Origin of the sequence: Salinisphaera japonica YTM-1, from assembly GCF_003788585.1 — a bacterium.
Classification (GTDB): Bacteria; Pseudomonadota; Gammaproteobacteria; order Nevskiales; family Salinisphaeraceae; genus Salinisphaera; species Salinisphaera japonica.
The window spans coordinates 1-14,165 of the sequence record NZ_AYKG01000048.1; the positions used below are offsets into that span (position 1 = coordinate 1).

Genomic DNA, 14,165 nt, shown 5'->3' on the forward strand with positions numbered 1-14,165 from the left:
CGCCTTGCCTGACACGCCCGGCGCGAGCAATGCGACGTCATATCTCATGACGACACGCCCTTGTCAGTTGTCGACAGTGATCCGGTCAGCACTCATGGTAAAGACTTTGCCGTCCTTGCCGGTCGTGACCTTCACCGGGATATAACGCGCGGCCGGTGCCAGCCAGAGTTCCAGCGTGTGATCAGCGCTGTCTGTACGGCTGACTTTCTGTGTGTCGTAGCTGCGCCCGGCGGTCTTGACCGTGCCGGCCGGCGCGGTCGTCAGCGCAAACATCTTGATGCCGTCATCGTCGGCCAGCGGGAAGCTTTTATCGGCGCGCGCCGGCCGAGCCAGGCCCGCCACCCAGGCCCGGGCCGCGATCTGTAGTGACAGCGGATCCTGTACGCCGGGCCGGGTATCGAATACGCGCTTGCGCCCGGCCTTATCGGTATACCGGATCTTGCCCGCCGACCAGTCGAAGACCAGCGTATAGCTCTTGCGCGGCTCGCCGTCCTCGGCGTGGGAGAACCGCATGGGCCGCACCCGGCCATCGACCAGACAGAACCGCGAACTCTCGTCGATATCCCCGAGAAAGAGTTTGACGAAGGCGTTGGGGTTGGCTTGGCCGCGATAGATAAAACAATGAGGCGCGTCGGCCGCGCGCAGCGAAAACCGGGTATCTCCGAGGGCAAGCCCGGCCTTGTTGACCGTGAAGCGGGCGGTGAACGGCGTGGTGGCGCTGGCCAGTCCTGCTGAGGTGGGCTGGCTCGGCGCCGCCATGACCGGTGCACTGGCCGTCAGCGCCAGACCGGCGGTGAGGGCGATAATCAGCCGGCGCATCAATCGTAGTCCTGTACAGGCGGGGTGTCCTGGCGATTGCCGTCGCGATACAGCGCGCCGTCGTCCCCGGCCGTGACCCGGGCCTCGAACAGGTCGGCCAGGGCGGCGGCATACAACGGGCGCTCGATCCGGTCAAGCACGCGATCGGCCAGTGTTTGTTCCGTATCGTCGGCCGTGATGCGGATGCGCCCCTGGCGCACGACCGGACCTTCGTCGAGCGCGGGTATAACCAGATGCACGCTGGCCCCGTGGTGGGTATCGCCGGCGGCAAGCGCGCGGGCGTGTGTGTGCAGGCCCTTGTACTTGGGTAGCAGCGACGGATGGATATTCACGATCCGCCCGGCAAACGGGGCGATGAATGCATCACTCAACACCCGCATGAAGCCGGCCAGCACCACCCAGTCGGGCCGGGCTGCAGCCACGCGTCGGGCCAGGGCGGTGTCGTAGCTTTCCCGATCGGCGAATGCGCGCGGTGCAATCGCGACCGTGGGCAGTCCGGCCAGGCGGGCATAGCCCAGGCCCGGGGCTCGAGTCTTGTTGCTGGCCACAAGCACGATCTTGGCGTTCAGCTCGCCACGCTCGATAGCCTGATGAATGGCCTCGAGATTACGGCCGCGCCCCGAGATCAGTACGACGATCCGCGGTTTTTGGGCTGGCATATCGCTCATGAAGAAAACACGACGGCCGGATGTTCTTCGTCACGCGCGTAGAGCGCACCCAGGGTATATACCGTCTCGCCGGCTGCGGTCAGCGTCTCGATGGCTTTACCGGCCTGATCAGCCGGCACCACGACACAGAACCCGATGCCGTTATTGAAGGTGCGCGCCATTTCGCCGTCGGCCACCTGGCCGGCCGCGGCCAGCCAGTCGAAGACGGGCGGCCGGCGCCAGGCCTGCTGATCCAGCTGCGCACCGATCCCGTCGGGCAGCACACGCGCGAAGTTCTCGGCCAGGCCGCCGCCGGTGATATGGGCCATGGCGTGGACGTCACAGGCGCCCAGCAGCGCGTGGATGGCCTGGACATAGATGCGCGTGGGTGCCATCAGGGCATCCAGTAGGCTGGCCTCGCCCAGGGTTTCGGCTGCGGGATCGATACCGGCGTGATCCAGAATACGCCGCACGAGCGAATAGCCGTTGGCATGCGGCCCGCTGGCGGCCAGGCCGAGTACGACGTCGCCCACGCCACAGGCGCTGCCATCGATGCGTTTGTCGTACTCGACCACGCCGACCGAGAAGCCCGCCAGATCGAAATCACCCTCGCGATACATGCCCGGCATTTCGGCGGTCTCACCGCCCACCAGGGCTGCACCGGCCTGGCGACACCCCTCGGCGATACTCTGAATCACAGGCGTGGCCACGGCCGGATCCAGATGGGCCGTGGCGTAGTAATCCAGAAAGAACAGGGGCTCGGCGCCGGTGACCAGCACGTCATTGACACACATGGCCACCAGATCGATACCGATACCGTCGTAGCGGTCATGGTCGATAGCCAGGCGCAGCTTGGTGCCCACGCCGTCGGTGCCCGAGACCAGCACGGGGCGCCTGTAGCGATCGACGGGTAGCTCGAACAGGCCGCCAAAACCGCCCAGGGTGCCGATGACTTCGGGCCGGCGCGTGGCTTCGACCGGGCCGCGGATGGCATCGACCAGGCGGTTGCCGGCATCGATATCCACGCCGGCATCGGCATAGGTCAGGCCGGGCGCATCGCCCGATGATGTAGAACGCTCGCTCACGTGAGGCTGGCCTGTTGCTTGGAAGAATCGGATCGGCAGGACGCCGGTATGTGCGTGCTATTGTACCGATTCGCTATCTTTTCGTGGATCGGGCGCGGTTCACGACCGATCGGACCTGAAACTATGCGCGGTCGCACGCTTGCTGCTATTGCAATCGCCGGTTTCGTGGCGATCATCGTCCTGCTGCACGGCATGCTCTTGCCGTTCGTGCTGGGGGCCGGCCTGGCTTATGTCTGTGACCCGATCGTGGACCGGTTGGAGCGTTTGAAACTGGGCCGCACGCTGGGCGTGATCATCGTGTTTCTGGTCATGATCCTGACCACGACGCTGACGGTGTTTCTGGTGCTGCCCGTGCTCCAGGCACAGTTCGAGACGCTGCTGCGCAACGTGCCGCGCTACCTGGACTGGGTCCAGCGCACGCTCAATCCCTGGATTCAACGGGTGGCACCGGGCGTCGGCGGCATCGATGCGCGCTCCATACAGAATCTTGTGACCAACAACTGGGGCTCGGCCAGTGGCGTGGCCACCACGGTGCTCAAGAAGGCCCTGACCTCGGGCACCGCGTTGTTCTCTTGGGCCGTCAACCTGCTCTTGATCCCGGTGATCATGTTCTATCTGTTGCGCGACTGGGACCGGATGACCGGCTTCATTCGTGACCAGCTGCCTCGGCGGTATGTCGACACGGCCACCGGGCTGGCCCGCGAGACCGACGAGGTGCTGGGCCATTTTTTGCGGGGCCAGGGCCTGGTCATGCTGGTATTGGGCACGATCTATATCGTCGGGCTGTGGCTGGCCGGGCTGGATCTGGCCCTGGTCATCGGCCTGGGCGCCGGTATCGTGAGCTTCGTGCCCTATGTCGGCGTGTTGTCCGGCGTATCGTTTGCCTCGCTGGCCATGCTGGTTCAGACCGGGGACCCGGTACAGGTGCTGTGGGTCTTTCTGGTCTTCGGCATCGGCCAGGTGATGGAGCAGGTCGTACTTCAGCCGCTATTGCTGGGCGATGCCATCGGGCTGCATCCGGTCTGGGTGATCTTTGCGGTGTTGGCCGGCGGCCAGCTGTTTGGCTTTATCGGCGTATTGCTGGCGCTGCCGACGGCTGCGGTACTGGCCGTGCTGGTGCGCTACGGCGGGCGCCAGTGGCGCGATAGCCAGCTGTATCTGCAGGATTGACTGTTTCGGCCGGGCCGGCTCGGTTGTGGCGGCCGGTCCGGCCCGGCATGCTGATCGTCTTCTGCGCTGTGTTTTCGTTTTTCTTATTGGGCTTGCTTGCCTATGACCGTCCAGCTCGTGCTCGGTGTTCAGCTGCCGGCTTCGGCCACGCTCGAGGCGTTCGTGGGCGACGTCAACGCCGAGGCGCGAGCCTCGATCGCCCAGATCATCGCCGGCCGTGCCGAGCGCCTGTACCTGGCCGGGCCCGAGGCCAGCGGCAAGACGCACCTGTTACAGGCCGCCTGTCGCGCGGTCGGTGATGCCGGTAAACGCAGCTGTTATCTGCCGCTGGGCCAGGTGCGCCAGCGACTGCAGCCGCTGATCGAGAATCTAGCCGAGATGGACTGTGTCTGTATCGATGATATTGACGTCATCGCCGGCCAGCGCGAGGCCGAGATCGCCCTGGTGGGGCTGTCCGACGCGCTGCGTGCCCGCGGTAGCCGCCTGGTGGCCGCGGGCTCGCGCCTGCCGCGCGAGCTGGGCCTGGCACTGCCCGATCTGGCCACGCGCCTGGCCTGGGGCGGGGCGGTGTGTTGTCGCGCGCTGGATGACGACGACAAGATTGCGCTGTTGGTCGAGCGGGGTGCCCAGCGCGGGATGACGCTGCCCGAGCCCACCGCGCGCTGGATCCTCAAGCATGCCGACAGCGACGTGCCCACGCTGATGGCCACGCTGGATACGCTGGACCGGGCCTCGTTGGCCGCCCAGCGTCGGCTGACCATTCCGTTCGTCAAGCAGGCGCTGGATACGGTCTAGCTCAGTCGATACGCCAGTGACGGCGTAGCGCGGCCAGGACACGATCAGAATAGATCGTGCGGCCCGTGCTGCCGTTATAGCGCGCCAGGGCCGGGGCGAGCCGGCCGTGTTCACGCGCTAGATAGACCGCCAGAATCGCGCAGCCGTAGCGCAGGTTGGTGGCTCTTGCGAACAGGTTGTCGTCAGCCGTGCCGATTTCGTCGCGCCAGAACGGCATGACCTGCATCAACCCGCGGGCACCGGCTGAAGACAGCGCGAAACGCTTGAAGTGCGATTCGACCTCGATCACGGCCAGCACCACCTCCGGGGACACGCCGGCCTCGCTGGCGGCGGCGTGCACGTCTCGCAATAATGCCAGGCGCCGGGTCACGTCCGGCACGAAATGCGCCAATCGGCGCGACATATCCACCAGCCAGACCTCGGCGGCGAAGCGGTTGTCGAAGCCGGGGCTGGCCGCGACCGCGCGGGCCAGGGTGGCCCGCATGGCCGGGTTCAGCGTAGCCGGGGCGCGGGCCGCCGGCCACGCCGTGCCCCAGACGAGCAGGCAGGCCAGTACCACGCCGGCGCGCCGCATGGGGCTAACGGTGACCGATCTTGTCCCGGATGGCGTCGATATCATGGGCCACGTCGCTGTTCTCGGTATCCGCGCGGCCCTTGTATTCGAGCCGACCGGCCTCCAGGCCCCGGTCCGAGACCACGATCCGATGCGGGATGCCGATCAGCTCGGCGTCGGCGAACATCGGGCCGGGCCGCAGGCCGCGATCATCGTAGGCCACGTCCACGCCGGCGGCTTTCAGCTCGGAATACAGTGTCTCGCAGGCATCGCGCACGGCCTGTGATTTATCGGCCTTGATCGGCACGATCACCAACTCGAACGGGGCGATCGCCGCGGGCCAGACGATGCCGGCGTCGTCGTGGCATTGCTCGATGGCCGCGGCCACCACGCGCGAGACGCCAAAGCCGTAGCAGCCCATCTGTGGCACGACCTCGGCGCCGGATTCGTTGAGCACGGTCAGGTTCAGGGCACGGCTGTATTTGTCGCCCAGCTGGAAGACATGGCCGACCTCGATACCGCGCAGAATATCGATCGTGCCCTGGCCGTCGGGGCTGGTATCACCGGCCACGATATTGCGCAGATCGGCAAACCGCGGTTCGGGGTGGTCGCGGCCCCAGTTGAAGCCGGTGAAGTGGGCGCCGTCGTAGTTGGCCCCCACGACCATGTCGGCCACGTTGGCCAGCGCGTGATCGGCGATGACCTCAACCGTGGCGTTGACCGGGCCGAGCGAGCCGGGCCCGGCACCGAAATGCTCACGGATGGTGGCTTCATCGGCCATGGTCAGGGGCGTGGCGATACCGGGCAGCTGTTCGGCCTTGATGGCGTTGAGCATGTGATCACCGCGCAGCATGAGCAGTACGGGATCACCCGACTCGCCCATCACCACGATCGCCTTGGCGGTGGCGCTTTCGGGCACCTTCAAGTGCTCGGCCAGGCCGGCGATCGTGGTCACGCCGGGGGTGTCGATCTTTTTCAGCGCGGCGCCGGGTGCGCCGCGGGGGCCGTCGCCGGCCCGGGTGACCGCGGCCTCGATATTGGCGGCATAGCCGCCTTCGCTGGCCACGGCCAGCTCGTCCTCGCCCGAGTGGGCCAGCACATGAAACTCTTCGGACTTGGCCCCGCCGATGGCCCCCGAATCCGCGGCCACCACGCGATAATCCAGCCCCATGCGATCGAGAATCTTCGCGTAGGCTCCGCGCATGGCCTGGTATTCATGGTCCAGGCCGGCATCGTCCATATGGAAAGAGTAGGCGTCCTTCATGATGAACTCACGCGCGCGCATCAGGCCGAAGCGCGGCCGGATCTCGTCTCGGAACTTGGTCTGGATCTGATAGACCGTCAGCGGCAGCTGCTTGTAGCTGCGCACGTCGCGTTTGATGTAATCGGTGACGACTTCTTCGTGCGTCGGCCCGAAGCAGTACTCACGCTCGGCCCGATCGGTCATGCGCAGCATGAGCGGGCCCATGGCCTGCCAGCGCCCGGATTCCTGCCACAGCTCGGCGGGTTGTACCGCCGGCATGAGAATCTCCAGCGCGTCGATGGCGGCCATCTCGGCCCGGATGATCGCCTCGACCTTGCGCAGTACCCGCATGCCCAGCGGCGACCACGTATACAGCCCGGCCCCCAGCCGACGGATCATGCCGGCACGCAGCATCAGCTGGTGCGAGACGATCTCGGCATCGGCCGGGGTTTCCTTGGTGGTGGCCAGGGCCAGACGGGATAAACGCATCGCGGGTCTTAATCAGAAGAACAGGACGCGATTCTACAAAAAAGCAGCGCCTTCGGCCGGCTCGATGATGAGCGGGCATTCCGCGGCCGAGCCGGGTTCGAGCCACCAAGCCCGGATAACATCGGCCTCAGCGCCGGGCGCGACGATGATCGCGGGAATGGCCGGGTAGCCATGGCCGCGGCGATCATGCCCCGAAGGCACGGCCTCGCCGATCGGGTGCGAGTGATAGATAGCAACGATGACATGCCCGGCACGACGGGTCGCCCGGAAGGCCTCGATCTGCTGGCCGATATCCATCTGAAAACGATCGGCGGCGCGCGTGGCCCGGTTGGCGATCGTCAGATCATGGCCTGCCCGGACGGCCTCGGCCCCGGTCAGCAGGCCGCATATCTCGTGGCCGGCCGCGCCCGTCGCACGCGTGATCAAACCCGCTGCCAGCTCGCGGGGCAGGCGAAGGGCCGGCACGGCCCGGCTCATCGGGCGCTGCATTCCCGCTCGAAGTCCGCCCGCGAGACCGGCACCAGTTGAAAATCCAGCAGGCGCCAGTCGAGATCGGTGATCGTGTCTCGCAGCGCTTCCATATCGACGAGCCGGGCACGGCTTTCGTCCGGACAAATGAGCGCAATGCCGGTCAGCATGCGACCCTCCTCGCGCAGACGAACGCGAACCGTCTCGACCCAGGGCTCGGCCTGTATCTGGCGGTGGATTTTGGCCACCAGCGGCGTGATGCGATGGCTGCCCAGCTCGCGCGGCACCTCGTCCATCAGATCACAGATCGCGGTATACAGATGACGCAGCCCCTGGCCGAACACGGCCACACCGATGAGCAAGGTGGCCGCGATATCCAGCCACGCCGCGCCCAGACCGATACCCAGAACGCCGCAGATCGCCGTGGCTGCGGCCATCCAGTTCACCTGGCCCATCGAGGCATCGGCATAGAGGCCCTTGTCGTGCAGGTTGATGGCATGGGCCTTGCGCCGGCGGCCAATGACCAGTGGCACGGCCATGCTGTAGGCCAGAGCTGCGACCACCCACCAGCCGGGCCATTGCCACCAGGCCGGCATCGCGCTGATCGTGGCCAGTTTGTCAGGATCATCCAAGACGTTTGATTGCAGGCCGGAGACGATCAGATAAGCGCCCATGGCCACCAGCGACAACGCCGAGGTCAAAAAGCCGATGCTCACCGCGCGATAAAAACCGAACGGAAACCGCCGGCTCGGCGGGCGCCGCTCAAGCGCCGAGGCGGCGAGAAACGCCAGCGGGGGCCAGAGCGCCCACAGGCTTTTGAACCAGATGGCCGATAACGCCTGACTGTTGCCCACCACGCCGTAGAGTGCGGCGATCACGGTCAGGCGCAGCCCCCATGTGGCCCATTCCTGACGACGCGCGGCGGCCAGCTCTTTTTCCTTGTCGGCCGGCAACCGGCGCTGGTGCGATGCGGCCGCGGCATGCGGCGGCGAACTCGGCATCTGGCTTACCGGCTCACGGATAGATATGGATCGGCGTGCCGTCGGCCACGCGTGACCAGATATCGTCGATGGCTGTATCCGAGACCGCGATACAGCCGTCGGTCCAGTCGCCGGTACGCAGGCGATTATCATAGCCCGGCTGGCCGTGAATCATGATGTTCGAGCCGGGCGGCACGCCGAGAACCGCGGCCTGTGCGCGGTCTTGACTATCCGGGTAGCTGATATGCAACGAGCGATGGAAATCACTGTTGGGGTTGCGCCAATCCAGGGTATAAGCCCCGATCGGCGTCTTGTTATCGCCCACCATCTGTTTCGTGCCCAAAGGTGATGCGCCGAGGGCGACCGGATACTGCCCCACGATACGCCCGCCCTGGTACAGATACAGCACCCGCTCTGATTTCATCACGACCACCAGATCGGCCGGCGTCTGGGGGCTGGCGAGCGCGGCCTGGCCTGCGGCCCACGCTGTGATTGTTGCGATGAGCAGTGCGTGTAACAGGCCTCGCATAGGGGATCCGCTGGTTGAAACAATGCCGTGATTCGACAACTGATAGGATGCCATAAAGCTCATACGACAGGCGTTCGCTCGCCGTCAAGGCAAGGATCATATGGCGCAAAGGCCCCTGACCGTTATTAAAGGTGATGGAATCGGTCCCGATATCGTCGACGCGGCCCTGTCGGTGCTCGACGCCGTGGGTGCGACGTTCGACATCGAGGAAGTTGCCGTGGGCAAGGCCGCACTCGACGGCGGTGCCGATGATCCGCTACCCGATGACGCGCTGGCCTCGATCGAGCGTACCGGTCTGGTCTTGAAAGGCCCGGTGACCACGCCGTCCGGCGGCGGCTATCGCTCGGTCAACGTGGCCATGCGCAAGCATTTCGACCTGTATGCCAACGTGCGGCCCACGATCAGCCTGCCGGGCACGAAATCGCGCTACGACGATCTTGACATCATCACGGTTCGTGAAAACAAGGGCGGCATGTACTCCGGTGAAGGCCAGACCGTCTCTGACGACGGCCAGCGCGCCGAGGCCTTGTCGGTCATCACCCGTGAACAGTGCGAGCGCATCCTCAAGTTCGCCTTCGAGATGGCACGCGCGCGTGGGCGCAAGAAAGTCACGCTGGCGCACAAGGCCAACATCATGAAATCCACCTCGGGGCTGTTTCTCGAAGTGGGCCGCGAGCTGGCCGAGCAGTACGATGATCTCGAGCACGAAGAGCTGATCGTCGATGCCTGTGCCATGAAGCTTGTCATGGAGCCGAAGAACTTCGACGTCATCGTCACCACCAATCTGTTCGGCGATATCCTGTCGGATCTCTGTGCCGGGCTGATCGGCGGCCTGGGCCTGGCGCCCGGCGCCAACATCGGCGACAAATGCGCGATGTTCGAGGCCGTGCACGGCAGCGCGCCGGATATCGCCGGCCAGGGCATCGCCAACCCCACGTCCGTGATCCTGGCGGCCGCTCTCATGCTCGATCATATCGACCAGCCCGAGCGGGCCACGCAAATACGCGAGGCCGTACGCGCCGCCATTGCCGAAGGCGATCGCACCACGCCTGATCTGGGCGGCGAGGGCAGCACATCGTCCTTCACCGAGGCCGTCATTTCCCGGCTGCGGTGATCGCCGGACCGGGTTCATGGAGGTCGCAGAGCTGATAAAGCGGGTAGAAGCCGACGGCTGGCAACAGGTTCGCATGAAAGGCAGTCATCGACAGTTCAGGCACCCGGCTAAAATCGGTATTGTCACGATTGCAGGTAAGCCGAGCGTCGACGTGCCGCCGGGCACGGCGAGTAATATCCTCAAGCAAGCCGGTCTCAAGAAGTAGGTGGCCCACATGAAATACATGGTTGTTGTTGAACAGGGCCCTGAAAGCTGGGGCGCTTACGTGCCGGATTTGCCCGGCTGCATCGCCGCGGGAGAAACGCGGGACGAAGTCATGGGGTTGATTCATGAAGCCATCGAGTTTCATCTCGACGGTTTGAAACAGGAGGGTGAGTCGTTTCCTGTCCCGCATTCGAGCAGCGAAGTTGTTGAGGTCACAGCGGCATAAAAGATCGCCGCCGTCGGTTGCTCAACCCGCCCTCGTGTCTCGCACTGCGGGCTACCCGCGACACAACCACGCTCGGCGCTGAGAACGAGCTGTCTTTCGTCTGCGTTCAATCGGCGTCCATCGGCGGATAAAAAACTTGCTTTTATTCGTGGCCGCGATTGAGCAGCCCACCGGTCACACGATCGCGACCGGCGTGGTCGGGCCGGGTTGCCACGCTTGAAAAGCCGGCCGCGACGAGCAGGGCCCGCACAGGCTCGCCCTGGTCGTGGCCGTGTTCGACGAACAGCCCGCCGCCGGGGCGCAGATGGCGCGGGGCGGCGGCGGCGATGGCGGCCAGGTCAGCCAGACCGTGGTCGGCGGCGACCAGAGCCTGGCGCGGCTCGTGGGTGAGTGCTGCCAGATGCGCGTCTTCGGCGTCGATATACGGCGGATTGGCCACGACGACGTCAAAGCGTTGATCACCCAGACTCGCGAACCAGTCCGACTCGATGAAGGTGACGTGGCCGAGACCCAGCGCGGCGGCGTTGTCGCGGGCCACGGCCAGTGCGGCCGGGCTGCGATCGGTCGCGGTGATCTGCCAGGCCGGGCGCGCCTCGGCGAGCATCAAGGCGATCGCGCCGCTGCCGGTGCCCAGATCGATCACGTCTCGATCGCGCTCGGCGCCAAACGCCGCTAGAACCGTTTCCACGAGTACCTCGGTATCGGCGCGCGGAATCAGCACGTCCGGCGTCACCCGGAGTTCCAGCGGGCCGAAATCGGCCCGGCCGATGATCTGGGCCAGCGGTACGCCGGACAGGCGACGCGCCAAAACCGCCTCCAGGCGCTCGTGATCGCCAGCGGCCAGCGTGTTGGGCTCGGCCAGAATGAGCTGTGTCGTGGTCAGGCCGAGCACGTGTTCGACCAGCCACCGGACCTCGGCCTCGGCGTTGTCGGCCGCGTTGTCGCGGGCCAGGCGTCCGGTCGCGGCGCGACGCCACTCGGCCAGGGTTATCGCGTGATCGGCCAAGGCCCTAGGGCGTGTCGTCATAAGATAAGCCGGCGCACCGGCGGCCAAGCCGCGGCAAGACAAGGCATCGCGAGGGCAGCGTGGTTATTCCACGTAAACGAGCCCCTAAAAATCGACTATGGCGCAGGATTGCCGGGGCTTGGCCACCGGCCCCTACGGGGTTGCTCGCGCCGGACGCGCCATGCCGCGTTACGAACCTTGACCGTGGCGGGCCACGCTCGGCGGCCCGCGCCTTGCCTGACACGCCCGGCGCGGGCAATGCGACGGCATATCTCATGACGACACGCCCTAGGCCGCGCCCATCTCGGCCAGCAGGTCGGCCTGATGCTCGCTGGTCAGCGCTTGCACGATGTCATCGAGATCGCCCTGGACGATCTGTTCCAGTTTGTAGAGCGTGAGATTGATGCGGTGGTCGGTCACGCGCCCCTGCGGATAGTTGTAGGTCCGAATCCGCTCCGAGCGATCGCCGCTGCCGACCAGGCGCTTGCGCGCGGCGGCCTGTTCATTGGCCTGTTTGTCCTGCTCGGCCGTCATCAGTTTGGTCTGGAGCAGGCTCATGGCCTGGGCACGGTTCTTGTGCTGGGAGCGCTCTTGCTGGCATTCGACCACCACGCCGGTCGGCAGGTGGGTGATACGAATCGCCGAATCGGTGGTGTTGACGTGCTGGCCGCCGGCACCGGATGAGCGGAACGTGTCCACGCGCAGGTCGCTGGGATCGATCTTGATCTCGGAGACTGCATCCATTTCCGGCAGCACGGCCACGGTACAGGCCGAGGTATGGATCCGGCCCTGGGACTCGGTGGCCGGTACGCGCTGGACGCGATGCGCGCCGGATTCGAACTTCAGCTGAGAGAATGCCCCGGTGCCGATCACCCGCGAGATGACCTCCTTGTAGCCGCCGTGCTCGCCGGCCGAGGCGGAGAGCAGTTCGACCTTCCAGCCCTGTTTTTCGGCATAGGCGGTATACATGCGCAACAGATCGCCCGCGAACAGGGCCGCCTCGTCGCCGCCGGTGCCGGCTCGGATTTCCAGATACAGGTTGGCGTTGTCGTTGGGATCCCTGGGGATCAGATGACGGCGCAGCGCTTCTTCCAGAGCCACGATCTTCGGGCGGGCGTCCGCCAGCTCGGCTTCGGCCATCTCCGCCAGCTCGGCGTCGTCGCCGTTTTCCATGTCTTCCAGACCCTCGACCTCGCCGGTGAGATCGCGCCAGGCCCGATAATCCTGGGCCAACGACTCGAGCTGGGCGTATTCCTGGGACATACGTCGGAACTTGTCCTGGTCGTTGATGACCTCGGGATCCGACATCGAATAAGCCAGGTCTTCGTGGCGTTCGATCAGCTCATCGAGTTTGGCGCGTAGAGAATCTTTCATCGGGTCTCGCGGGGGTTGTCCGGGCCGGGCGCAGACGGCGTGTCGTCGGCCTCGTCGCCCAGCTCGAACAGCTCTCGGGCCGGGCCGAGCAGGCGTTGTTGGCGGGCGCCGACCGCTTTGCGAAGCGTGGCCGTCGGCTCGTGCATGAGTTTGTTGGTCAGGATACGCGCCATGTCGGCCATCACCGCATCGGCATCCTCACCGCGGGCCAGACGTCGGCGGGCCCGGGCGATGGCTTGATCGCGTTTGGCCTCGGCGCCGGCGCGTATTTCGCGGATCGTGGCGGTCGCCTGGCGTGCGTCGACCCATTCCAGATATTGATCGATCCGCGCGTCGATGATGGCATGCGCGGCTTCGGCCGCTGCCTGGCGCGACCGCTTGTTGTCGTCGATCACGCTTTGCAGATCATCGACCGTATACAGATACAGATCCTCGAACTTGGCCGCGCTGGGCTCGATATCGCGCGGCACGGCCAGATCGAGAGCGAACATCGGTTTGCGACGACGCTTGCGCAGCGCCTTCTTGATTTGATCCGCGGTCACGATATGGCTGGGCGCGGCGGTGGAGGCGATCAACAGATCGGCCTCGGCGAGGTGCGTGGGCACATCGGCCAGCGACAGCGCATAGCCGTGATAGCGCGTGGCCAGCTCCTGGGCCTTGTCCAGGCTGCGATTGGCAAAGATCATGCGCGAGACGCCGATCTCGGCCAGATAGCGCGCGGTCAGCTCGATGGTGTCGCCCGCGCCGATCATCAGCGCACAGGATTCAGAAACATCAGTGAAGATCTGGCGCGCCAACGAGACACCGGCATAGGCCACCGATACCGGGCTGGCGCCGATCTCGGTCTGGCTGCGCACGCTCTTGGCCACGGTGAAGCTGTGCTCGAACAGCCGGGTGAGCAGTGTGCCCGTGCCGCGGGCCGCCTGGGCGGTGCGATAGGCGTCTTTCATCTGGCCCAGAATCTGTGGCTCGCCGAGGATCATCGAGTCCAGCCCGGCGGCCACGCACAGGCTGTGGCGCACCACCTCGCGCCCGCGGTGGATATAGAAACAATCCTGAAGCGTTGCCAGATCAAGCCCGCGCTGGGCGGCCAACCACGCGCGCAGACCGGCGTCATCGTCCGTTGTCAGCCCGTCGTCGATAATCGCGTAGAGTTCGGTGCGATTACAGGTCGACAGAATCGCCCCTTCCCGGATTTGAGGCAGACGCAGAAAATCATCCAGGGCACTGGCAAACTGATCGGCCGGGAACGCCACTGCTTCGCGAATCGACAGGGCGGCGGTATTGTGATTCAGGCCCACGGTGAGCAGTGACATGCGCGCATTCTACCGTGCGCGTCATAGCTCTGGGGCAATCGGGATGCGAATCAGGCAAGACAAAAACAATCGTGGCCATTGGCCCGGCCTTAGGGCCTGTTGCCGTTTCATGCGGGCCCGCGCCAAGCGCTGTTTTGCGGCAAGACG

At 65.4% G+C, this 14,165-nt stretch carries 16 protein-coding genes; 5 read left to right on the plus strand and 11 right to left on the minus strand.

The features are described 5' to 3' along the window. Positions 1-63 precede the first annotated feature (63 nt). The 3 genes from SAJA_RS12860 to purM are packed head-to-tail and all read right to left on the minus strand — an operon-like array spanning position 64 to position 2,551. A complete protein-coding gene (locus SAJA_RS12860; RefSeq protein WP_123659077.1) occupies positions 64-819 on the minus strand; it encodes a DUF3108 domain-containing protein in 756 nt (251 codons plus the stop codon). Beyond that, on the minus strand, positions 819-1,487 hold the full coding sequence (gene purN / locus SAJA_RS12865; protein WP_221180237.1) for a phosphoribosylglycinamide formyltransferase: 669 nt from the start codon (positions 1,485-1,487) through the stop codon (positions 819-821). Before purN ends, SAJA_RS12860 begins: the two co-directional genes overlap by 1 nt. Further along, positions 1,484-2,551, minus strand: coding sequence for a phosphoribosylformylglycinamidine cyclo-ligase (gene purM / locus SAJA_RS12870; RefSeq protein ID WP_123659078.1), 1,068 nt, complete (start codon positions 2,549-2,551; stop codon positions 1,484-1,486). The genes purN and purM overlap by 4 nt, the downstream gene beginning before the upstream one ends. 123 nt (positions 2,552-2,674) lie before the next feature. Here purM and SAJA_RS12875 point away from each other — a divergent pair, with 123 nt between their 5' ends. Together SAJA_RS12875 and hda are read left to right on the plus strand one after the other, a co-directional pair. Next, the gene (locus SAJA_RS12875; protein ID WP_123659079.1) at positions 2,675-3,721 is read left to right on the plus strand and encodes an AI-2E family transporter; all 1,047 of its coding nucleotides are present in this window, start codon (positions 2,675-2,677) and stop codon (positions 3,719-3,721) included. Between the two features lie 102 nt (positions 3,722-3,823). Continuing rightward, positions 3,824-4,516, plus strand: a complete 693-nt coding sequence (hda, locus tag SAJA_RS12880; RefSeq protein ID WP_221180238.1) for a DnaA regulatory inactivator Hda — start codon at positions 3,824-3,826, stop codon at positions 4,514-4,516. A 1-nt stretch (position 4,517) separates the two neighbouring features. Here the strand turns inward: hda and SAJA_RS12885 are convergent, their stop codons facing one another. The 5 genes from SAJA_RS12885 to SAJA_RS12905 are packed head-to-tail and all read right to left on the minus strand — an operon-like array spanning position 4,518 to position 8,778. Continuing rightward, positions 4,518-5,090, minus strand: a complete 573-nt coding sequence (locus SAJA_RS12885; RefSeq protein WP_123659081.1) for a transglycosylase SLT domain-containing protein — start codon at positions 5,088-5,090, stop codon at positions 4,518-4,520. Positions 5,091-5,094: 4 nt separating this feature from the next. Continuing rightward, positions 5,095-6,801, minus strand: coding sequence for a proline--tRNA ligase (locus SAJA_RS12890; protein WP_123659082.1), 1,707 nt, complete (start codon positions 6,799-6,801; stop codon positions 5,095-5,097). Positions 6,802-6,834: 33 nt separating this feature from the next. After that, entirely contained in the window at positions 6,835-7,290 is a 456-nt protein-coding gene (locus tag SAJA_RS12895; RefSeq protein WP_123659083.1) for a M67 family metallopeptidase, read from the minus strand. After that, complete coding sequence (locus SAJA_RS12900; protein WP_184999883.1) at positions 7,275-8,270, minus strand: cation efflux transmembrane domain-containing protein; 996 nt, start codon at positions 8,268-8,270, stop codon at positions 7,275-7,277. The genes SAJA_RS12895 and SAJA_RS12900 overlap by 16 nt, the downstream gene beginning before the upstream one ends. 13 nt (positions 8,271-8,283) lie before the next feature. Continuing rightward, the gene (locus tag SAJA_RS12905) at positions 8,284-8,778 is read right to left on the minus strand and encodes a L,D-transpeptidase family protein (RefSeq protein ID WP_123659085.1); all 495 of its coding nucleotides are present in this window, start codon (positions 8,776-8,778) and stop codon (positions 8,284-8,286) included. Between the two features lie 100 nt (positions 8,779-8,878). Here SAJA_RS12905 and SAJA_RS12910 point away from each other — a divergent pair, with 100 nt between their 5' ends. The 3 genes from SAJA_RS12910 to SAJA_RS12920 are packed head-to-tail and all read left to right on the plus strand — an operon-like array spanning position 8,879 to position 10,322. Continuing rightward, a complete protein-coding gene (locus tag SAJA_RS12910) occupies positions 8,879-9,892 on the plus strand; it encodes an isocitrate dehydrogenase (RefSeq protein WP_123659086.1) in 1,014 nt (337 codons plus the stop codon). Positions 9,893-9,908: 16 nt separating this feature from the next. Next, entirely contained in the window at positions 9,909-10,097 is a 189-nt protein-coding gene (locus tag SAJA_RS12915) for a type II toxin-antitoxin system HicA family toxin (protein ID WP_123659087.1), read from the plus strand. Positions 10,098-10,106: 9 nt separating this feature from the next. Next, positions 10,107-10,322 carry a type II toxin-antitoxin system HicB family antitoxin gene (locus SAJA_RS12920; RefSeq protein ID WP_123659088.1) on the plus strand — a complete coding sequence of 72 codons (216 nt, stop codon included), beginning with the start codon at positions 10,107-10,109 and terminating at the stop codon, positions 10,320-10,322. Positions 10,323-10,464: 142 nt separating this feature from the next. Here SAJA_RS12920 and prmC read toward each other — a convergent pair whose 3' ends face one another. From prmC to hemA, 3 genes are all read right to left on the minus strand, one after another. Further along, the gene (gene prmC, locus SAJA_RS12925) at positions 10,465-11,349 is read right to left on the minus strand and encodes a peptide chain release factor N(5)-glutamine methyltransferase (protein ID WP_123659089.1); all 885 of its coding nucleotides are present in this window, start codon (positions 11,347-11,349) and stop codon (positions 10,465-10,467) included. Positions 11,350-11,616: 267 nt separating this feature from the next. After that, a complete protein-coding gene (gene prfA, locus SAJA_RS12930; protein WP_123659090.1) occupies positions 11,617-12,702 on the minus strand; it encodes a peptide chain release factor 1 in 1,086 nt (361 codons plus the stop codon). Beyond that, positions 12,699-14,018 (minus strand): glutamyl-tRNA reductase, encoded by a 1,320-nt coding sequence (gene hemA, locus SAJA_RS12935; RefSeq protein ID WP_123659091.1) that lies wholly within the window; start codon positions 14,016-14,018, stop codon positions 12,699-12,701. The genes prfA and hemA overlap by 4 nt, the downstream gene beginning before the upstream one ends. Positions 14,019-14,165: the final 147 nt, after the last annotated feature.

Coding starts and splice junctions, on each gene's coding strand:
- SAJA_RS12860 (WP_123659077.1), bottom strand. CDS start 819: ATGCGCCGGCTGATTATCGCCCTCACCGCCGGTCTGGCGCTGACGGCC.
- purN (WP_221180237.1), bottom strand. CDS start 1,487: ATGAGCGATATGCCAGCCCAAAAACCGCGGATCGTCGTACTGATCTCG.
- SAJA_RS12875 (WP_123659079.1), top strand. CDS start 2,675: ATGCGCGGTCGCACGCTTGCTGCTATTGCAATCGCCGGTTTCGTGGCG.
- hda (WP_221180238.1), top strand. CDS start 3,824: ATGACCGTCCAGCTCGTGCTCGGTGTTCAGCTGCCGGCTTCGGCCACG.
- SAJA_RS12885 (WP_123659081.1), bottom strand. CDS start 5,090: ATGCGGCGCGCCGGCGTGGTACTGGCCTGCCTGCTCGTCTGGGGCACG.
- SAJA_RS12890 (WP_123659082.1), bottom strand. CDS start 6,801: ATGCGTTTATCCCGTCTGGCCCTGGCCACCACCAAGGAAACCCCGGCC.
- SAJA_RS12895 (WP_123659083.1), bottom strand. CDS start 7,290: ATGCAGCGCCCGATGAGCCGGGCCGTGCCGGCCCTTCGCCTGCCCCGC.
- SAJA_RS12900 (WP_184999883.1), bottom strand. CDS start 8,270: ATGCCGAGTTCGCCGCCGCATGCCGCGGCCGCATCGCACCAGCGCCGG.
- SAJA_RS12905 (WP_123659085.1), bottom strand. CDS start 8,778: ATGCGAGGCCTGTTACACGCACTGCTCATCGCAACAATCACAGCGTGG.
- SAJA_RS12910 (WP_123659086.1), top strand. CDS start 8,879: ATGGCGCAAAGGCCCCTGACCGTTATTAAAGGTGATGGAATCGGTCCC.
- SAJA_RS12915 (WP_123659087.1), top strand. CDS start 9,909: ATGGAGGTCGCAGAGCTGATAAAGCGGGTAGAAGCCGACGGCTGGCAA.
- SAJA_RS12920 (WP_123659088.1), top strand. CDS start 10,107: ATGAAATACATGGTTGTTGTTGAACAGGGCCCTGAAAGCTGGGGCGCT.
- prmC (WP_123659089.1), bottom strand. CDS start 11,349: ATGACGACACGCCCTAGGGCCTTGGCCGATCACGCGATAACCCTGGCC.
- prfA (WP_123659090.1), bottom strand. CDS start 12,702: ATGAAAGATTCTCTACGCGCCAAACTCGATGAGCTGATCGAACGCCAC.
- hemA (WP_123659091.1), bottom strand. CDS start 14,018: ATGTCACTGCTCACCGTGGGCCTGAATCACAATACCGCCGCCCTGTCG.